This window comes from Mesorhizobium sp. B2-4-19 (assembly GCF_006441315.1).
Classification (GTDB): Bacteria; Pseudomonadota; Alphaproteobacteria; order Rhizobiales; family Rhizobiaceae; genus Mesorhizobium.
Map to the genome: position 1 here is coordinate 161,016 of NZ_VFUV01000005.1, position 19,399 is coordinate 180,414.

Consider the following 19,399-nt stretch of genomic DNA (forward strand, 5'->3'; position numbering starts at 1 on the left):
TTGCGCACGGCTTCTTTCGACAAGCCCTGCCTTGGCCCGTCGATTACACCAGCTCCCTGCCCTTGGCGTCGATGGCATTGGCCACGGCCTCGTCGGTGGCCTCGTCCGGCAACAGCATCTCGTTGTGCGCCTTGCCCGACGGGATCATCGGGAAGCAGTTGGCGAGGTTCGCCACGCGGCAGTCGAACAGCACGGGCTTGCGGACCGAGATCATCTCGGTGATGGCGTCGTCCAGTTCGTCCGGCTTCTCGCAACGTATGCCATGGCCGCCATAGGCCTCCGCCAGCTTGACGAAGTCAGGCATCGCCTCGGTGTAGGAATGCGACAGCCGGTTGCCGTGCAAGAGCTGCTGCCATTGCCGCACCATGCCCATATACTGGTTGTTGAGGATGAAGATCTTGATCGGCGCCTTGTACTGCACCGCGGCACTCATCTCCTGCATCGTCATCTGCACCGAGGCGTCGCCGGCAATGTCGATGACCAGCGCATCGGGATGCGCGATCTGCACGCCGAGCGCCGCCGGCAGGCCGTAGCCCATCGTGCCCAGACCGCCTGAGGTCATCCAGCGGTTCGGCTTTTCGAAATGATAATGCTGCGCCGCCCACATCTGGTGCTGGCCGACCTCGGTGGTGATGTAGGTGTCCTTGTCCTTGGTCAGTTCGTAGAGCCGCTGGATGGCGTATTGCGGCATGATCACGTCGTTGTTCATCTTGAAGGCGAGTGAATCGCGCGCACGCCATTTGGCGATCTGCTCCCACCAGGGGTAGAGCGCCTTCTTGTCGGCCTTGGCGGTTGCCCGCCACAGCCGCACCATATCCTCCAGCACCCGGCCGACATCGCCGATGATCGGCACCTCGGTGTGCACGTTCTTGTTGATCGAGGACGGGTCGATGTCGATGTGGATCTTCTTCGAGTGCGGCGAGAACGCGTTGAGCCGACCGGTGATGCGGTCGTCGAAGCGCGCGCCGATGCAGATCATCACGTCGCAGTCATGCATGGCCATGTTGGCCTCGTAGGTGCCGTGCATGCCGAGCATGCCGACCCAGTTCTTGCCCGACGCCGGATAGGCGCCGAGCCCCATCAGCGTCGAGGTGATCGGGAAACCGGTGAGGTCGACCAGTTCGCGCAGCAGATGGCTCGCTTCCGGACCGGAATTGATCACACCGCCGCCCGAATAAATGATCGGCTTCTTGGCGGTGGCCATCAGTTCGACCGCGGCCTTGATCTTCTCCAGATCGCCCTGAACCTTGGGCTGGTAGCTGGTGCGCGGCGCGATCTGCGGCGGGACGTAAAACCCCTTGGCGAACTGCACGTCCTTGGGGATGTCGACCACAACCGGACCGGGACGGCCCGTGGTCGCGACGTGGAAAGCCTCATGGATGGTCGCGGCGAGCTCGTTGACGTCCTTCACCAGCCAGTTGTGCTTGGTGCAGGGCCGCGTAATGCCGACCGTATCGCATTCCTGGAAAGCGTCGGAGCCGATCAAGGAGGTCGGCACCTGGCCCGTCAGGCAGACCAGCGGGATCGAATCCATCAGCGCATCCTGCAGCGGCGTCACCGCATTGGTGGCGCCGGGGCCCGATGTCACCAGCATGACGCCGGCCTTGCCGGTCGAGCGCGCATAGCCCTCGGCCGCGTGGCCCGCGCCTTGCTCGTGCCGCACGAGAATGTGCTCGACGTCGTCCTGCTGGAAGATCTCGTCATAGATCGGGAGAACAGCGCCGCCGGGATAACCGAAGACATGCTTGACGCCATTGTCCTTCAGCGCCTGCACCACCATTTCGGCGCCCGTCATCTCGCGCCGCTCACTCTGTCCGTTGCTCATCGGTCTGGTCCCGTACTGTCGCCACTTGGGCGTTGCTGGTCGTTTAGTCGTGTTTCAGGCAATAAAAAAGGCCCCCGAGGGAGCCTGTGTGTTGCGCATGGGAGGTTTTCGCCCGGCGGTTACACCGCCTTGCCCACGCGCCTTCCTACGAGAATGAGTGCCTTTTTCATGGTCGCGGACACTACGGGCCGGCAAGGCGCCCTGTCAACGGCAAAAATCGCGCCGGCGATGAAGGCGCTTCCCAATTCGACAAATGGCCCGTCACGATTTTCGCGATGGACGCCGCATCGTGCCGACACCACCACCATCGCCCCTCGCAAGAGCGCTCCAGACCGGCTCGGAAACCGCGCTCTCCAGATAAGTCCTTGAAGCCACGCGAAACTATGGTGGGGCGTGACGAAGGCCGCCCTCTCTGCCGATACTTCATCGTCCGGCTTACAAGTCGGGAGGAGCCACCATGACGGCCTGGATTTCACGGAGGAAAACTTATGCTCGACAAGGCCCCAAGCAAGAAACTGTCCGATCTGCTCGATCAATTCGGCGGCGCCCTCGCCGCCAATGACATCGACAGGGCTGTCGGTTGCTTCCAGGAGGATTGCTACTGGCGCGACCTCGTCACCTTCACCTGGAACATCAAGACCATGGAGGGCAAGGACCAGGTCCGCGACATGCTGAAGAGCCAGCTGTCGAAGACGAAGCCGTCACATTGGGCACTCGCCAAGGGAGAGGACGCGACCGAGAGCGACGGCCTGATCGAGGGCTGGATCAGTTTCGAGACTGAAGTGGCGCGCGGCTTTGGCCATATCAGGCTTAAGGAAGGCAAGATCTGGACGCTGCTGACCACCATGGTCGAGTTGAAAGGCCATGAGGAACCGGCCGGCTTCGCGCGGCCGATGGGCGCCAAGCATGGCTCGGGCAAGAACCGTCCGACATGGAAGGAAGAGCGTGAGAAGGAGGCCGCCGAGCTCGGCTTCAAGACGCAGCCCTACACGCTCATCATCGGCGGCGGCCAAGGCGGCATCGCGCTGGGGGCAAGGCTGCGCCAGCTCGACGTGCCGACCATCATCGTCGAGAAGAACGAACGGGCCGGCGACAGCTGGCGCAAGCGCTACAAGTCGCTCTGCCTGCACGATCCGGTCTGGTACGACCATCTGCCCTATATCGATTTTCCGAAGAACTGGCCAGTCTTCTCGCCGAAGGACAAGATCGGCGACTGGCTGGAAATGTACACTAAGGTGATGGAGCTGAACTATTGGTCCTCGACGGAGGCCAGGAGCGCCTCCTATGACGACGAGAAGAAGGAGTGGACCGTCGTCGTCCGCCGCGACGGCAAGGACATCATCTTGAAGCCCAAGCAATTGGTGCTGGCCACCGGACAGTCCGGCAAGGCCAATCTGCCGAAATTCAAGGGCATGGAGAGTTTCAAGGGCGACCAGCACCACTCCTCGAAGCACCCTGGCCCCGATGGCTATGCCGGGAAAAGAGCCGTTGTCATCGGCTCCAACAATTCCGCCCATGACATCGCGGCGGCCCTTTGGGAAGCCGGCGCCGACGTCACCATGGTGCAACGCTCGAGCACCCATATCTCCAGATCCGACACGCTGATGGAGATCGGACTGGGATCGCTCTATTCGGAGCAGGCGCTGCAGAATGGCGTCACCACGGCCAAGGCCGATCTTATCTTTGCTTCGCTGCCCTACAAGATCCTGCACGAGTTCCAGATCCCGGCCTATGCCGAGATGAAGAAACGCGACGCGGCGTTCTACAAAGGGTTGGAGAAGGCCGGTTTCATGCTCGACTGGGGCGACGACGAATCCGGCCTGTTCATGAAGTACCTCAGGCGCGGCTCCGGCTATTACATCGACGTCGGCGCCTCCCAGCTGATCATCGATGGTTCGATCAAGCTCAAGAGCGGCGTCGACGTCGAAGAGATCAGGCAGCATTCGGTTGTGCTGAGTGACGGATCGGAACTGCCCGCGGACCTCATCGTCTACGCCACCGGCTACGGCTCGATGAACGGCTGGGCCGCCGATCTGATCTCGCGCGAAACCGCCGACAAGGTCGGCAAATGCTGGGGCCTCGGCTCCAACACCACCAAGGATCCCGGCCCCTGGGAAGGCGAATTGCGCAACATGTGGAAGCCGACGCAGCAGGAAGCGCTATGGTTCCACGGCGGCAATCTGCACCAGTCGCGCCATTATTCGCAGTTCCTGTCGTTGCAATTGAAGGCCCGGCATGCCGGCATGCCGACGCCGGTCTACGGGCTGCAGACGGTGCACCACAAGGGATAACCGGCCGGGTGGCCAGCTGGGGCCAGGCACCAGGGAGGTGCGGCAAATGCCGCGCCTCCAGAATGCATCGCTATGCGCGCGCAATGTCTGTGGATTCGAGCGGCTCGGACCGGCTCGCCGGATCGAGAAGACCAAGCTTACCAACAGCGGCAACTGAACTGCACCGGGGAGCGCCTTCAACACGCCCGCGCTCCCGGCAGTTTTCAGGCCTATGTGGCGTCACCGCCCCTTGCCCGTCGAAGCAGTAACAGATGGCTGTCCTCTCCGGTGATGATCCGCCGTCAGACGCGGTTGCTGAAATCGTGCACGACGCGCTGCAGCAACGGCACATAGTCGCGAAACGCCCGCGTCTTCATGTTCGCGACCTTGCCGCCCTCGTCCCAGATACGGACCCGCACCGCTTCCTCGTGGAACGGGTTCTCGCGAAACTCGGCCACCTCGTCGGCGCTCATCGGTCCGCCCTGCAGCGACAGCGTATGGACCGAAGCCGGCGACAGTCTCGAGAAATAGGTCGGGTCGGTGGCGCAGAGATAGCGCTTGGCCGCGACATGCAGCCTCACGCATTCGACGATGACCGGCGGGAAGAACGGCGCCAGCACCTCGCCGCCGGCCTCGTCATGATGCTTGTCCTCGACATCGTCGGGCGAATAGGTGCCGAACTCGCTGGTGTAGTGGCCGATGTCGTGCAGCAGCGCGGCCGCCACCAGCACTTCGGGCGCACCATCCTGCTCCGCCAGCCAGGCCCCCTGCAGCATGTGCTCGGACATGGTCACCGGCTCGCCGAGATAGGATTCCGCGCCCCGGCGCTCGAAAATGTCGGCGATGAATTCGACGATATTGTCCGCGTTCAAATCCTGGCCTCTCATTCCGCGGCCTCCTTGAAGCTATGCTCGATCGCCGCAAGCGTCGACAACAGGCCGTCCTTGTCGGCGTAGCAGCCCTGCAGCCAGCGCTTGCCGGTGCCCGAAAACGCCTTGCGGGCATGCATGACGCGCGTGTTGTCGACGATGAAGGCCTGGCCAGGCTTTAGCTTGAACGTCACTTCGAAGGCGGGATCCTCGATCAGCTCCGCGAACCGGCGATAGGCGGCATAGTAGGCGTCCATATCGGCGAACGGCACGTCGACGACAGGCGCCAGCGAACGGTTGTTGAAGCGGATGCAGATCAGCTCGCCATCCGGTCCAAGCTCGATCATCGGCCGCTTCGCCTGCAGCCGCACGCCGGACGAGCCGGCATATTCGAAGCGTGCCGGACAGGAACTCAGCAGCCGGAAGCCCTCAGGGTTTTCGGCCTGCAGCGCGGCCGCAACGGCAAAGCCGTCTACGACGCTGGACTCGCCGCCCTCCACCGTATTCTCGACACAGGCCAGGATCTGCAGCGTCGGCACCGGATCGCGATAGGGATTGTCTGTGTGCGCCTGGAGGCCGAGATTGGTGTAGGCGAGATTGTTCGGATTGACCTCGGCGCGCACTTCGAACCAGCGGCCGTAATTGGTCTCCCTGATATAACCGAACAGGTCGGAGACCTTGCACAGCGCCCCGGACTCCGCCGGCAGTCCGTCCATCACCGCAAAGCCGTAGGTTCGCACCGCCGAAAGCCATTCGCGCAGGACACTGCGGCCATGAAAGGCCGCCTTGTAGCTGGCGCGCGGCACCGAATTCTGCATCGTCGCCTTGGTCCAGCGCTGGATGATATCGCCCGTCCAGCCGGGTTCGCGAAGCTCGTCGCGATCATAGGCGTTGGCGCTCAGCCATTGAGCGGGAAAGCTGACCGTTTTTCCTTCCGGCACGAAGCTGATTTCCAGCGCGCCGCCCTTGATCGCGGCAGCTCCGATCCTCGTCTCGGCTGGAATGTCGAGGATGGTGATCAGCCGCTGGCCATTGCCGGCGCTGCGCGTCTTGTCGTCGAGCGCATTGTCGCGCAGCCACATGGCGTGAAAGCGGGTGCGCCTCCCGCCCTGCCAGCCAAGTTCGATCGTTCTGCCTTCGTCGCCAATCAGCGCGTGGGTGAGCATGGATCCGTTTCCTGTCCTCTACGCCCGCGGCCCGGTCCGCAGGGTTTCGATTGCATGTTGGCCATAAGAAAGGCATAACTCAAATTATCATTTTTCGGCCAAAGACCACAAATTTCTAATGCCTAAAAAACCCATTCCCGCTCTCCCTCCCCTCGATTGGCTGCGCAGTTTCGAGGCCGCGGCGCGGCTGTCGAATTTCACGGCGGCCGCGGCCGAACTCGGCCTGACCCAGGCGGCCGTCAGCCAGCATATCCGGCTGCTCGAGGAGCGGTTGAAGACGCGCCTGTTCTCGCGGCTGGCGCGCGGCGTCGCGCTGTCGCCGGAAGGCGCCGCCTATCTGCCGCACATCCAGTCGGCCTTCGCCACCATCTCCAGCAGCACGACGGAACTTTTCGAGCCGCGCGCTGTCCAGACCGTCTCGATCCGGGTGCCGATCTCTTTCGCCTTGCTGATACTGGTCCCGGCGCTGCCCGATCTCGAGCAGGCGCTGCCGCGCATCCAGCTCGATCTGGTGACGATCCATCGGCCGACCGACTATGACTTGCCGGGCTCGGCGCTCGACATCCGTTTCGGCAACGGCTCCTTTCCCGGGCGCGAGGCCGACAGACTGACTGCCGAGCGCCTTGTGCCGGTGGCAAGTCCGACCCTCGCCGGTGCCGCCGACTGGACAGCCCTGCCGCTGCTTCTGGTCGCCGGCGCGCGCGAAATGTGGGCGGAATGGTTCGCGGCCGCCGGACTGGCCGGCCACCCCCAGCGGTCGCATCGCTTCGACAGTTTCGTCGCGGCGATGGAAGCGGCGAGCGCCGGCGCCGGCGTGCTTCTGGGGTCGCGGCCGCTTGTCGACGCAGCGCTCAAGAGCAGGAGCCTAGTGCCGCTTTCCGAATTCGAACTCTCCAGCAGCTCAGGCCATTTTCTGACCAGCGCATCGACCGCGCGCCTGACCAGTGCCGAACAGGAATTCCGCCAGTGGCTGCTGGTGCACCTGTCCAGAAAGGCCCCGGCCTGATCGGCACTGTCTGGCGCGATGTGGCGCGCCGATACGCTTCCAGTAGGTCAGCGTGCCGGCCAACCCCGCCATGCCTGCGTCAATCGAAATGGCGCACGCGGCGCCGCTTGCGCGCGGCCTTGATGGCGCTGATGCGTTCTGTGTCTTCTTCCCGGAGATGCCGTCCACGCTCGAGGATCTCGAGCGTGTATTCCTCATAGGTCAGGCCCAGCCGTTCGGCCTTGTCCATGCGCATCAGCATGATTTCGCGGCTCGGCGCCTTCCATGCCTTGGCGTGCGCGGCCTGCCAGGCCAGGAAAATATAGGGATCGCCCTTGCCCCAGGGTGGCCCCTTATAGTCGTCAAGCGGCGGCCCCCCGTTGTGGGAGCGTTTTGGCCTTCTCGCCATGATTTTCAGCCCCTGACCAGCGCGACGAGATAGTCGGCGCCCACCTCCAGGGCATGGAAGGTGCAGTCCGACGGCGCGCCGAGCGCCAGGCAGTCGCCGGGTTCGAGCCTGTGCACCACATCGCCCTCGGTGAATTCGAGCCGTCCGGAAATCAGCCAGATCTGCTGCTTGATGAAGGCGTACGAAGCCGCCGGCAGACTGACCCTGGCGCCCGCCGGCAGATGCACCTTGATCAGTTCGAGCGGCATGTCGCCGGCCGGTGACAGATGCCACCTGACATAGCCTGTATCGGGATCGCGCCACACCGGCTGATCGGCCTCGCGTAGCAACCCGCCGCCTTGCAATTCCGCGCGCGCGATGAGGGTCGACAGCGTCATGCCGAAAGCCGCCGCGATTCGCACCAGAAGGGCCGCCGTCGGGCTGGTCATGCCGCGCTCGATCGTGCTCAGCATCGCCTTGGAAACACCGGACCGCTCGGCAAGCTCGGCAAGCGACCAGTCCCGCATGACCCTCTCGGCGTGGATCCGCCTGCCTAGGGTCGAAGAAATATCGTTCGCTATATCATCCATTCGTTCATTATAGCGAACGACTGGGAGTGGTGAAGGGCCATTTCGCGACAAATTTCGCCAGACACTTAATCCTCTCTACACCATCCGACCTCATCCGACCTTAACCCCATTCCGGTAGGGTCTGATGTCAAAGGAAATGGGGATTGGCGTGTCCATGTATGTCGAACGCGAAGCTTCGGTCGGAGAACCGACATCGCAGGAGCGCCGCGACGCAGAGCAGAACGACCGGCGCATCCTGGGCAATGTCGTGCAATGCGACGGCGCGCGCGCCACCATCGCCGCCTATGCCGATGATGTCGACGGCGCGGTGACCGGCCTTTGGACGGTCGGCAAGATGATCTCGATCAATCTCGGCACGACACGAACCGTTGGCCTGGTCTATGGCATCGGCAAGTCGGACCGCGCCTGGAGCAATGAAGGCCAGAACGCCATCGAGGTCAGCATCGAGCTGATCGGCGAAGTGCGCGATGGTGCCGAGCCCGGCGCCAAGCCGATCTTCGACCGCGGCATCACCACCTATCCGCATATCGGCGCGATCGCGCACCGCATCCGCACCCGCGACCTGCAGGCCGTCTACGATCTCGCCGGCCGCCATTCCATCACCATCGGTTCGCTGTCGCAGGACGAGGCGATCGCCGCCAACATCGCCATCGACGACACGCTGGCGCGCCATTTCGCCATTGTCGGCACCACCGGTGTCGGCAAGTCCACCGCCGTCTCGCTGCTGCTGCGCAAATCGATCGCGGCGCGCCCTGATTTGCGCATCCTGATCCTCGACCCGCACAATGAATTCGCGGCATCGCTGCCGGAATATTGCGTCAAGGTCGATTCCAAGACGCTCGACCTGCCGTTCTGGATGTTCAAGCTCGAGGAATTCGCCGAGGTGCTGTTTCGCGGCCGTGAAACGGTGCCGGAAGAGATCGACGCGCTGCGCGACCTCATTCCACTGGCCAAGAGCCTCTACCGCAACCCGAGTTCAGGCGCCTATCTCAGGCGCGGCAACGATGCGTTGACCGCCGATACGCCGGTGCCTTACCGCATCGCCGATCTGCTCAAGCAGATCGACGAGCGCATGGGCATGCTCGAAAGCAAGAACGAGCGCCCGACGCTCAAATCGCTGAAGACGCGCATCGAATCGGCGTCCGCCGATCCGCGCTATCGCTTCATGTTCAGTTCGCGCCTGATCGAGGACACCATCCACGAGACGATCGGCAACATCTTCCGCGTGCCGCATCACGGCCGGCCGGTGACCTGCTTCGAGATGGCCGGCATGCCTTCCGAAGTGGTCAACTCCGTCTGTTCGGTGCTGGCGCGCCTGGCCTTCGACCTCGCTCTGTGGAGCGAGGGCAAGCTGCAGCTGCTGTTGCTGTGCGAGGAAGCGCATCGCTACATGCCGGCCGATCCGCGTCTCGGCTTCGCGCCGACCCGGCACGCGCTGTCGCGCATCGCCAAGGAAGGCCGCAAATATGGCTGCTATCTCGGCGTCGTCACCCAGCGTCCGGGCGAGCTTGACCCGACCATCCTGTCGCAGTGTTCGACCTTCTTCGCCATGCGGCTCGCCAACGAGCAGGACCAGGCGATCATTCGCTCGGCCATCGCCGACTCCTCCGCCTCCACGCTTGCCTTCCTGTCGTCCATGGGACAGCGCGAAGCCATCGCCTTCGGTGAAGGCGTGGCGACGACCATGCGGCTGAAATTCGAGAAACTGCCCAGCCACCTGCTTCCCGGCACGGCCAAGCGCGAAGAGACCGAGTCGCCAAGGGCCGGCGACGATGTCGACCTGGTGGCGATCGTCGAGCGGCTGCGCAACGTGCCGAAATCGACGCAGCAGGCTATGGCCTTCGCCGAAGTGGTCGATTCCGGCCGCCAGGCCGGCGACCCCGATTACCGCAAGCCGGCAACCGGCCGCGTGCAAGCGGACGACGATTTCGACATGCGCTACGGCCTGAAGCCCGCCACCTTCGGCCTGCGCCCCCAGAACGACTGAGCCTGCAACTCTCTGACGAAGAGCGGCACCTCGAAAGGCTCGACATCGTCGAACCAGCTTGGGCAAATCCCGAAAGGGAATTCATCAGGCCGGATTGAATGGCGCGGTTTTCGAGAAGCCGGAGCGGAGCGGACATTCAGTCCGTGAGCACCGGAAGTCGAGAAAGCCGCGTCAGGCAACCGGCCTCATGAATTCTTCTTCGGGATTTTAGGCGCAGACGCGGTTGCGGCCCTGCCTCTTCGCCTCATAGAGCTGGCGATCGGCGCGGCGATAGAACTCCTCGGCCGTTTCCTTGCGGTCCCAGACGGCAAGGCCGACGCTGGTGGTGATCTTGAGCCGGACGTTGCCCGAAAGGATCGACATGTTGGCTACCGCCTTGCGGATGCGCTCGGCGAATTTGGCCAGCAGCTCCGCCTCCATGTTGGGCGTGACCACGGCAAACTCCTCGCCGCCCAGCCGTGCCACCACGTCGTGGAAACGTGTCATGTCCTTGAGGCAGCTGGCGACGGCCCTGAGGACCTCGTCGCCGACATCGTGGCCGTGCGTGTCGTTGACCTGCTTGAAATGGTCGAGATCGAGGATCATCAGCCCGACCGGCTTTTCGATGCGGCGGAACTCCTCGAGATATTCCTTCAGCGCATCGTCGAAATAGCGTCGGTTCTGCATGCCGGTCAGGCTGTCCGTCAGCGCGGCATGCTCGAGCGTTTCGGAGCGAGCGCTGAGCGAAACCGTCATGGCGCGCAGCTTGCCTTCTTCCGTCGCCTGTTTGCGGATCAGCGGATAGATGAAGAAGATGCCGAAAAACAGCGCGGTCGCAAGCAGCACCCCGGTCGCGAACAACAGCTTGTTGAGGTAGATGACCTTGTCCAGGCCCGACTGCGTATGGAGTTCCGTGGCGAAGGATTGCAAGAGCCCATAGGCGTGCAGCGTCACCAGGCCAGCGGCCAGGATCACGAAAATAAAGACGAAAAAAGCGGATTCCGCCTTATGGAAACGCATCTGCTCCCCAATGGAAAAGTGCCCATCGACCTTATGGCACGGACCGCCTTACGGAGCGTTAATCCCGGCAACTTCGGCGCGAACCCTTCCGTCATGGTCAACTTTTTAAGTTGCATTAGCAACAAGTGTTTGGATCGTGGTTTCGAGATTGTCACCGGGGCGCAATCTCTGCCATTCGGGCCCCAGCTGGTGGCGAAACCAGGTCGCCTGCCGCTTGGCGTATTGCCGGGTTGCGATCTTGGCGCGCTCGATTGCTTCGGCAAAGCTCAACTCTCCAGCCATCGCCGCCTGCAGGGCGCGAACGCCGATCGCCTTCATTGCCGGCAGATCCGGATCAAGGCGAAGGGCCGCAAGCTGCCTGACTTCCTCCAGCGCGCCCTTGTCCAGCATCAGGTCGAAGCGCCTCTCGATGCGATCGACCAGCGCGGCCCGATCCGGCTCGATGACCAGGAAACGCGCCGTCTGCCTGTCGATGAGCGGGCGGCCGCGCTCGGCCTGCCATTCCAGGATCGACCGGCCGGAAGCGTCAAGCACTTCGAGCGCCCGCACGATGCGCTGGCTGTCGGTTGGCTTGAGCTGCATGGCGGCTCTCGAATCCTCGCGCAGCAGCAGGCCGTGCAGCTTGACCGCGCCTTGTTCCTTCAGCTCGTAGCGCCAGCGGTCGCGGATGCGCGGCGGAATGTCCGGCATTTCCGAAATACCCTCGGCCAGCGCGCGAAAATAGAGGCCGGTGCCACCGACGAAGACCGGCCGCCGCGACAGTTCGCCATCGTCGATGAGTTTCATCACGTCGCGCAGCCACGCACCCGTCGAATAGGCGGTCGCGGGATGGACGTGGCCGTAGAGAAAATGCGGCACGCGTGCGAGGTCGGCCGGCTCCGGGCGGGCGGTCAGCACGTCGAGCACCGAATAGCCTTGCATGGAATCGGTGTTGACGATGACGCCGCCTGCGCGTTCGGCCAGGTCGAGCGCCAGTGCCGACTTGCCGCTGGCGGTCGGCCCGGCTATCAGGATCGCGTTCTTCACGCGGCCTTCGCCCGCATCCGTGCCGGAATTCTCGATGCCGCTCATTGCCACGCTTGTTTCCCGTCCCGCTGACCGCGCTCTATCGCCGTCGCTTGCGAATATGGCCTCGCGGTCGGTGGGCGCAAGCACTGTCGTCTGGCTGGCCGAAGGCATTGCCTGCGATCTAGCCCTGCCGCAAGCGGCTGATACTGCCAATACCACGGCTGCCCTGCGTGCCGCATTGGCCGCGGAACCGGTCGACGTGATCGTCCAACAGGCCGAAACGCGCCGCAAGAAAATCCTCATCGCCGACATGGATTCGACCATGATCGACCAGGAGTGCATCGACGAGCTGGCCGACGAGATCGGCCTCAAGGAGCACGTCGCGGCGATCACCGCGCGATCGATGAACGGCGAGATCGCCTTCGAGCCGGCCCTGCGCGAACGCGTCGCGCTGTTGAAGGGGCTCGAAGCCGCCATCGTCGACCGCATCGTCGCCAATCGGCTGACATTGGCCTCGGGCGGCCGCGCGCTGGTCCAGACCATGCTTGCTAATGGCGGCTGGGCGGCGCTCGTCTCGGGCGGCTTCGAAGTGTTCACGACCCGAATCGCGGCCATGCTCGGCTTTCAGGAGAACCGCGCCAACCGCCTGCTCGAACAGGATGGGCGCTTTACTGGCCTGGTCGGCGAGCCGATCCTCGGCCGCGCCGCCAAGGCCGACGCGCTGCTCGAAATATGCGCACGCCTTGGCCTGACGCCGGCCGACGCCATCGCCGTCGGCGATGGCGCCAACGACCTCGACATGATCCGCCTCGCCGGCACCGGCGTCGCGCTGCATGCCAAGCCGACCGTGGCGGCGCAGGCCAAGGTTCGCATCGACCACGGCGACCTCACGGCGCTGCTCTATCTGCAGGGCTATCGCCAGGAAGAGTTCGTCCAATGAAACCCATGCGCACCGAACGCCTCATCCTGCGCAATTGGGAAGAGCGTGACCGCGAGCTCTTCCATCGCATCAATTCCGACGAGCGCGTCATGGAATTCTTCCCGTTCCGTCGCGACCGTGCCGCCGCGGACGCCAAGATGGACGAGGTCCGCGCATGGATCGATGAGGACGGCTGTGGCTTCGCCGCGGCCGAGATTGCCGCCACGGGCGAGTGCATCGGCTTTGTCGGCCTGTCGGGAACAGAGGATATCGACGTCCTGCCCGCCGGCACCATCGAGATCGGCTGGCGGCTGGCGCCCGAATTCTGGGGCAAGGGCTATGTCACCGAGGCGTCGGAAGCCTGGCTGGCTTACGGGTTCGAAACATTGGCCGTCGACGAGATCGTCTCCTTCGCGGTCGCGGGAAACCACCGCTCGACCGCCGTCATGAAACGCCTCGGCATGACAGCCGATCCAGCGGCCGACTTCGACCATCCCGGCATTCCCGACAGCCATTCCGCGCTCAGGCGACATGTGCTCTACAGGCTTTCGCGCGAGGACTGGCAGGCAAGAAAAAAGCCGGCTGTTTAGAGCAATTCCAGGAAAAGTGTGAAGCGGTTTTCCTGGGAAAAGCGCGTAACGCTTTCCCTTGGGAATTGCTTCAAAACAAAAGGATGGAGCATTTCACCGTTTCCGTGTGAAAATGCTCTATCCGCCTTTTTGAATCGCCGGATTGAAATCTCAATCCATCCGGATCGTCACGAAGCGCAACTCGCCGGTCTTCGACGCCAGCATCAGGAGCGCGTTCTTGCGGCCCTGCTCCTTCAGGGTGCCGATCCGGTCCATGACGTCCTTGGGCGAGGCGACCGATTCCTGCGCGATCTCGGTGATCACTTCGCCCGGCTGTATGCCGCGCTCGGAGGCGGCCGAATCCTTGGCCACATCGGTGATGACGACGCCGGAGACATCGGCGGCGATGCTGAATTTCTTGCGCGTCTCGTCATTGAGTTCGCCGACGGTCATGCCGAGCACTGAGGCGGTCGAAACGGCCGGAGCCTTGTTGCCCTTGTCCTGGTCGGTATTGCCGTTCTCGCCGCTGCTGGCAAGCTTCTCGCCATCCTCTAACCGGCCAAGCGTCACCTTCACCGTCTGCTCGACGCCCTTGCGCACGATCAGCACGTCGACGGCCTTGCCGACTGGGCTTTCGGCGACGACGCGCGGCAGGTCGCGCATCTCATGGATGTCCTTGCCGTCGAACTTGATGATGACGTCACCGGCCTGGATGGTGCCGTTGTCGACGGGGCCGCCCTTGATGACGCCGGCGACCAGCGCGCCCTTGGCGGTCGCCATGCCGAGGCTTTCGGCGATGTCGTCCGTCACCGGCTGGATGCGCACGCCGAGCCAGCCGCGCCGCGTCTCGCCAAACTGGCGCAACTGGTCGACGACGCCCGCGGCAAGCTGCGAGGGAATGGAGAAGCCAATGCCGATCGAGCCGCCGGACGGCGAAATGATCGCGGTGTTGATGCCGATGACTTCGCCGGCGCTGTTGAACAGCGGTCCGCCCGAATTGCCGCGATTGATCGCCGCGTCGGTCTGGATGAAATCGTCATAGGGGCCGGAATTGATGTCGCGGTTGCGCGCCGACACGATGCCTACCGTCACCGTGCCGCCGAGGCCGAACGGATTGCCGACCGCCATCACCCAGTCGCCGACGCGCATCTTGGTGGAATCGCCGAACTTCACCGCGGTCAGCTTGTGGCCTTTCGGATCGACCTTCAGCACCGCGACGTCGGTCTTGGTGTCGGTGCCGACCAGCGTCGCCTTCAGCGTCACGCCATCGGAGAAATTGACCTCGATGTCGTCGGCGTCGGCGATCACGTGGTTGTTGGTGACGACGATGCCTTGCTCGGCGTCGATGACGAAACCGGATCCCAGCGACTGCACTTTCTGCGCGCTATTGTCCTTGTTGCCGCCGCGGTTCTTGAAGAAATCGTCGAAGAAATCCTGGAACGGCGAGCCCTCGGGAAGCTGCGGCATCGGCACCGCGCCTGGCCCCTCCGTGCCCTTCACCGTCTGCGAAGTCGAGATGTTGACCACCGCGCTGAGCACGCCCTGCGCCAGGTCAGCCACCGAAGCAGGCCCATCGGCCGCGAAGGTCGGCGCCACGAAGGACGGGACGGCGACGGTGCCGACGAGAAGCGCTGCCGTGCCGGCGATGAAAGTCCGCCGTGCCGCGCGCAAAAGGAGTGTGGATGTCATCGAGAAGCCTCCCGGTCTTTCTGAAAGAGAAAGCGCAACGGCGAAAACACCGCGTTGCGCTATGTTGGCAAAAAATACGGCACGTTTGCGGCTACGACTATCGGCAGAGGATTAATCCTCCGTTTTGCCGCGGACGAATAACGGCCATCTCATCCGCCCCGCACCAGCCAGACGATGCCGACACCGATGGCAATCGCGACCAGCCCGGCGATCCGCAATGCGTTCTCCGGCATCGACAGCACCTCGCCGGCGAGCTTCCGCGCGAAGCTGGGAAAGCCGCCATAGACCAGGCCCTCTATGACGAGGACCAGGCCTATCGCCGCGAAGAAGTCCTGCACCCGCTATTTCTGGCCGGTGCTGGGTTGTGTCGTCGGCGTGGCGGGCGCCGTTGCCGGTGCGGCGGGTGCCGCCGGTTTCGCCGGCCCTTCCCTGTCATCGGGATCGCGGAAGTAGCGGAAGAACTCCGAACCCGGCGACAGCACCATGGTCGTCCCGGTATTGTCCAGCGCCGTGCCGTAGGCATTCATCGACCGGTAGAAGTCGAAGAAGGCCGGGTCGCGCTTGTAGGCGTCCGCGAAGGTGGCGCTGCGCTGGGCTTCGCCCTCGCCGCGAAGGATCTCGGATTCCTTCTGCGCTTCGGCAACGATCTCGACCACTTCACGATCGGCGCGTGCCGTGATGCGCTGTGCCGCCTCGTTGCCGCGTGCCCTAAGCCGGGCGGCCTCGGCCAGACGTTCCGCCTTCATGCGATCATAGGTCTGCTGTGAAACCTCGGCCGTGAGGTCGGTGCGGCGGATGCGGACATCCTCGATCTGCAGGCCGAGCGAGGTGGCGTCGGGCCGGAGCTGATCGCGCACTTCACGCATCATCACGGCACGCTGTTCCGAGAGTGCCGCCTCGAAGTCGCGCAGGCCGTAGACGCGGCGCAAGGCAGCGTCGAGACGCGTCCTCAGCCGCGCCTCGGCCAATTCGATCTGGCCGGACACGGCGGCACGGAAGACGCGCGGATCCGAGATGCGATAGGCGATGAAGGCATCGACCTCATAGAACTTGCCGCCAGACACCTGGACGCGGATGTTGTCAAGGTCGAAGCGCAGCACCCTGTTCTCGATCAGCTGCACCGTATCGGCGTCGAAGAACGAGAACGGCGCCTTGAAATAGATGCCGGGCTCGGTCTTGACGTCGACGATCTCGCCGAACCTCAACACCAGCGCCTGCTGGCGCGCATTGACCACGAAGACCGAGGAATAGATCAGGAAAAGGACGACCGCCGCAATGACGACGAAAATGGGAAGACGGTTGGCCATCACTGGGCACCTCCCGTGTTCGCGGCGGGCGCGGCCGGAGCCGGCGGTTTCGCCTGCAATGCCGGCAACGGCAGATAGGGCACGACACCTTGTCCGTTGCCCTGCTCGACGATGACCTTGCTCGAGTTCTTCAGAACCCTCTCCATGGTTTCCAGATAGAGGCGCTTGCGGGTTACATCCGGCGCCTTGGCGTACTCGTCATAGACCGAGATGAAGCGCTGGGCCTCACCTTCGGCTTCCTGCACCACACGGTTCTTGTAGGCGGCCGCGTCTTCGCGGATCTGTGCCGCCTGGCCACGCGCCTGGCCGAGCTTCTGGTTGGAATACTGGTTGGCCTGCTCGACGAACTTGTCCTCGTCCTGCTCGGCGCGCTGCACCTCGTCGAACGCATCGGCCACTTCGCGTGGTGGTGCTGCATCCTCGATCGACACGGCGTTGACGTTGAGACCGGCCTTGTAGCCGTCCAGCGTCGACTGGATGATTTCGCGGACCGACGCGGCTATGCCTTGGCGGTCGTCTCGGAAGATGTCCTGTGCCGGCCGGCGGCCGACGGCTTCGCGCATGGCGCTTTCGGCAACCTGCCGCAGCATGCCGTCCGGATCCGAGACGTCGAACAGATAGGCCCGGGGATCGGAAACCTGGTAGGCCACCGAAAACTGCACGTTGACGATGTTCTGGTCGCCCGACAGCATCAGGCCGTTGCCGCTGGTGTTGCCGCCGCCAATATCGACGAGCTGCTCGGAAATCTTGGCCGTCTCGACGGTTTCAAGCGGCCACCAATGGAAATGCAGGCCAGGCTGTGAGAGTTCGGCCTTCGGCTTGCCGAAACGCAATTCGACGGCGACCTCGTCGGGCTGCACCGTATAGACCGCCTGGAATGCCCACAGAACGACCAGCACCGCGGCGATCAGCCCGAACACTGCCGGACTGGCGCCACCGCCGCCGGGCAGAGCGCGCCGCAGCCGGTCCTGGCCGCGGCGGATAATGTCTTCGAGGTCCGGGGGCGAGCCCTGCGGGCCGCTTGGCCCCTTGGGCCCCTGCCCCCAGGGCCCCTGATTGTTACCGCCGCCGCCCCACGGGCCGCCGCCTCCGCCACTCTTGTCGTTCCAGGGCATGAATGTCCTTTCGCTTGGAATTCCCTCAAGCGCCGGAGTTACGGCGCAAATCCAGTGTTGTTCTTCTATAGGGACGCCACGGCACGCTTTCAACGCGATGCGCCGCCGACATCATCCGTTTTGGGCCGGTAGCGACCCTTTGTCGTCCTTCAATGCACTTTTTGTCTATCAAAGTATCGGGCGGCGCCGCTCATAGACCGAATAGCGTGTTGCGTGGCTGTCCTTTTCCCCGGCCGGAACCTCCTGCGAACTGACCACGCGCCATGTCTCAGCGTCGATCGGCGGGAAATGCGCGTCGCCGTCGACGGCGGCCAGCACATGGGTGACGTGCAGCCGGTCGGCCAGCGGCAGCGCCTGGGCATAGATCTGACCGCCGCCGATCACGCAGGCCTCGTCGATGCCAGCCATGCAGCGCGCGCGCACCGTTGCCAGCTGAATCGCGGCCTCCAGCGTATGCGCCACCTCGACGCCCTCGGCACGCCAGCTCTTGTCGCGGGTGACGACGATGTTGAGCCGGCCCGGCAGCGGACGGCCTATGCCTTCATAGGTTTTGCGGCCCATGATGATGGGCTTGCCCATCGTGTCGGCCTTGAAGCGCTTGAGATCGGTGGAGAGCCGCCATGGCAGTCCGCCATCCCGCCCGATCACGCCGTTCTCGGCAATGGCGACGTAGATTGCCACATGCATCAGTTCGCGTCCCCGCCATTGCTGTCCGACGGTTCGAGCAGCAGGATATCGATGTCGTGCTCTGGGTAAAAATCGTTCGCGGTCATCTCGAAACTTGTCGGCCCGACCTTTTTGACATTGTCGCCGCAGAACGAGACCAGGGCTTTCGGATTGCCCTTGTCGACGGTCAGCTTGAACTTACCGATGGTGCCCGCCGCCCAGTTGCCGCCGGTGGTCAGGATATAGGCGATGCGGCTTTCATAATATTTGGGATAGCCGTCCGGATTGTCCTTCGCCGCCTTGCGCACCGCGTTCTCGAACATGTCGTCCATGCAGTAGCGGGTCTTGTATGTCGCATATTGCCCCTGGAACTGGCCGTCATAGAAGAAGCTGACCGACGACGTGCCGCCGACGCTCGGCTTGTAGCGATGGGAAACGTGAACGTCCTTGTTGGCCGGAAAGGTCGAGCGCCACCAATAGGTCGAGCGCAATTGCCAGAACGGCGCATAGGAGGATTTCATGCCGCTGCCGTCATCGGCGGTGTCCTCGATGATGATGCCGCGGTTGACCCAGTCGTCGGCCACCGCTTGCGGCAGCTTCGCCAATGCCGCCTTGGCCGCATCGCCGAACGGGTTGAACGGCACATTCTGCGCCTTGAGATCGGCGCCGATGTCGATGCCGAGCGCGAACACCTTCTGCTCGAGTTGAGGCTTTGCCGCGACACCGTCGATCGTCACCTCGAAGCCGAGGAAATTGTCGCTCTGGTTTTCGGGGATGGCCGGCATTTCTTCGGGATCGCCCGAAATGTCGGGCATCGGGAAGGCGACGATCGCGTCGACATCCTTGTCGGTGTTGTTGTGGAAGACGTAGTCGACCATCACCTTTTCGGGCGATATGAAGAGATCCTCGCTTTGCATCGCGACCGCATCGCTGCGCGACAGGATCAAGCCGCCTGTGCCAAGCTCGGCAACGGAATCGTTGGCCAATGCGGGTGCTGCCGAAAGCGCCAGCGCCGCAGTCAGAACATATCGCAACATCGAAGCCCCC

General features: G+C 63.5%; 18 protein-coding genes. 5 read left to right on the forward strand and 13 right to left on the reverse strand.

Going from position 1 to position 19,399, the window contains the following annotated elements:
* Positions 1 to 43: 43 nt before the first annotated feature.
* Complete coding sequence (locus FJ546_RS11375; RefSeq protein WP_140889415.1) at positions 44 to 1,825, reverse strand: acetolactate synthase 3 large subunit; 1,782 nt, start codon at positions 1,823 to 1,825, stop codon at positions 44 to 46.
* Positions 1,826 to 2,313: 488 nt separating this feature from the next.
* On the opposite strand from FJ546_RS11375, the gene FJ546_RS11380 reads away from it, so the two are divergent.
* Positions 2,314 to 4,116: an NAD(P)/FAD-dependent oxidoreductase gene (locus FJ546_RS11380; RefSeq protein WP_140889416.1), complete on the forward strand. Its 1,803-nt coding sequence runs from the start codon at positions 2,314 to 2,316 to the stop codon at positions 4,114 to 4,116.
* Between the two features lie 281 nt (positions 4,117 to 4,397).
* Here the strand turns inward: FJ546_RS11380 and FJ546_RS11385 are convergent, their stop codons facing one another.
* Positions 4,398 to 4,982: an HD domain-containing protein gene (locus FJ546_RS11385; RefSeq protein ID WP_140889417.1), complete on the reverse strand. Its 585-nt coding sequence runs from the start codon at positions 4,980 to 4,982 to the stop codon at positions 4,398 to 4,400.
* Positions 4,979 to 6,130 carry a gamma-butyrobetaine dioxygenase gene (locus FJ546_RS11390; protein WP_140889418.1) on the reverse strand — a complete coding sequence of 384 codons (1,152 nt, stop codon included), beginning with the start codon at positions 6,128 to 6,130 and terminating at the stop codon, positions 4,979 to 4,981. The genes FJ546_RS11385 and FJ546_RS11390 overlap by 4 nt, the downstream gene beginning before the upstream one ends.
* A 118-nt stretch (positions 6,131 to 6,248) precedes the next feature.
* Between FJ546_RS11390 and FJ546_RS11395 the strand changes: the two genes are divergently transcribed.
* On the forward strand, positions 6,249 to 7,136 hold the full coding sequence (locus FJ546_RS11395; RefSeq protein WP_140889419.1) for a LysR family transcriptional regulator: 888 nt from the start codon (positions 6,249 to 6,251) through the stop codon (positions 7,134 to 7,136).
* A gap of 79 nt (positions 7,137 to 7,215) precedes the next feature.
* Here the strand turns inward: FJ546_RS11395 and FJ546_RS11400 are convergent, their stop codons facing one another.
* Together FJ546_RS11400 and FJ546_RS11405 are read right to left on the reverse strand one after the other, a co-directional pair.
* Positions 7,216 to 7,524, reverse strand: a complete 309-nt coding sequence (locus FJ546_RS11400) for a hypothetical protein (protein WP_140889420.1) — start codon at positions 7,522 to 7,524, stop codon at positions 7,216 to 7,218.
* A gap of 5 nt (positions 7,525 to 7,529) precedes the next feature.
* On the reverse strand, positions 7,530 to 8,093 hold the full coding sequence (locus FJ546_RS11405) for an XRE family transcriptional regulator (RefSeq protein ID WP_140889421.1): 564 nt from the start codon (positions 8,091 to 8,093) through the stop codon (positions 7,530 to 7,532).
* A gap of 154 nt (positions 8,094 to 8,247) precedes the next feature.
* On the opposite strand from FJ546_RS11405, the gene FJ546_RS11410 reads away from it, so the two are divergent.
* Positions 8,248 to 10,080: an ATP-binding protein gene (locus FJ546_RS11410; protein ID WP_140889564.1), complete on the forward strand. Its 1,833-nt coding sequence runs from the start codon at positions 8,248 to 8,250 to the stop codon at positions 10,078 to 10,080.
* Positions 10,081 to 10,287: 207 nt separating this feature from the next.
* On the opposite strand, the gene FJ546_RS11415 is transcribed toward FJ546_RS11410, so the two are convergent.
* Entirely contained in the window at positions 10,288 to 11,079 is a 792-nt protein-coding gene (locus FJ546_RS11415; protein ID WP_095787796.1) for a GGDEF domain-containing protein, read from the reverse strand.
* A gap of 105 nt (positions 11,080 to 11,184) precedes the next feature.
* The gene (gene miaA, locus FJ546_RS11420; protein ID WP_140889422.1) at positions 11,185 to 12,150 is read right to left on the reverse strand and encodes a tRNA (adenosine(37)-N6)-dimethylallyltransferase MiaA; all 966 of its coding nucleotides are present in this window, start codon (positions 12,148 to 12,150) and stop codon (positions 11,185 to 11,187) included.
* On the opposite strand from miaA, the gene serB reads away from it, so the two are divergent.
* Both serB and FJ546_RS11430 read left to right on the forward strand, forming a co-directional pair.
* Positions 12,140 to 13,027, forward strand: coding sequence for a phosphoserine phosphatase SerB (serB, locus tag FJ546_RS11425; protein ID WP_140889423.1), 888 nt, complete (start codon positions 12,140 to 12,142; stop codon positions 13,025 to 13,027). The genes miaA and serB overlap by 11 nt on opposite strands.
* Complete coding sequence (locus FJ546_RS11430) at positions 13,024 to 13,596, forward strand: GNAT family N-acetyltransferase (protein ID WP_140889424.1); 573 nt, start codon at positions 13,024 to 13,026, stop codon at positions 13,594 to 13,596. The genes serB and FJ546_RS11430 overlap by 4 nt, the downstream gene beginning before the upstream one ends.
* Positions 13,597 to 13,746: 150 nt before the next feature.
* On the opposite strand, the gene FJ546_RS11435 is transcribed toward FJ546_RS11430, so the two are convergent.
* The 6 genes from FJ546_RS11435 to FJ546_RS11460 all read right to left on the reverse strand — a co-directional run bounded on the left by FJ546_RS11435 (position 13,747) and on the right by FJ546_RS11460 (position 19,389).
* Positions 13,747 to 15,264 carry a DegQ family serine endoprotease gene (locus tag FJ546_RS11435; RefSeq protein WP_140889425.1) on the reverse strand — a complete coding sequence of 506 codons (1,518 nt, stop codon included), beginning with the start codon at positions 15,262 to 15,264 and terminating at the stop codon, positions 13,747 to 13,749.
* A 149-nt stretch (positions 15,265 to 15,413) separates the two neighbouring features.
* The gene (locus FJ546_RS11440) at positions 15,414 to 15,602 is read right to left on the reverse strand and encodes a DUF2065 domain-containing protein (RefSeq protein ID WP_140889426.1); all 189 of its coding nucleotides are present in this window, start codon (positions 15,600 to 15,602) and stop codon (positions 15,414 to 15,416) included.
* A gap of 3 nt (positions 15,603 to 15,605) precedes the next feature.
* Entirely contained in the window at positions 15,606 to 16,571 is a 966-nt protein-coding gene (locus FJ546_RS11445) for a protease modulator HflC (RefSeq protein WP_140889427.1), read from the reverse strand.
* Positions 16,571 to 17,686 (reverse strand): FtsH protease activity modulator HflK, encoded by a 1,116-nt coding sequence (gene hflK, locus FJ546_RS11450; RefSeq protein ID WP_140889428.1) that lies wholly within the window; start codon positions 17,684 to 17,686, stop codon positions 16,571 to 16,573. The genes FJ546_RS11445 and hflK overlap by 1 nt, the downstream gene beginning before the upstream one ends.
* A 168-nt stretch (positions 17,687 to 17,854) precedes the next feature.
* Positions 17,855 to 18,373, reverse strand: a complete 519-nt coding sequence (locus tag FJ546_RS11455) for a dihydrofolate reductase (protein ID WP_140889429.1) — start codon at positions 18,371 to 18,373, stop codon at positions 17,855 to 17,857.
* Positions 18,373 to 19,389: a DUF4424 domain-containing protein gene (locus FJ546_RS11460; RefSeq protein WP_140889430.1), complete on the reverse strand. Its 1,017-nt coding sequence runs from the start codon at positions 19,387 to 19,389 to the stop codon at positions 18,373 to 18,375. The genes FJ546_RS11455 and FJ546_RS11460 overlap by 1 nt, the downstream gene beginning before the upstream one ends.
* Positions 19,390 to 19,399 lie beyond the last annotated feature (10 nt).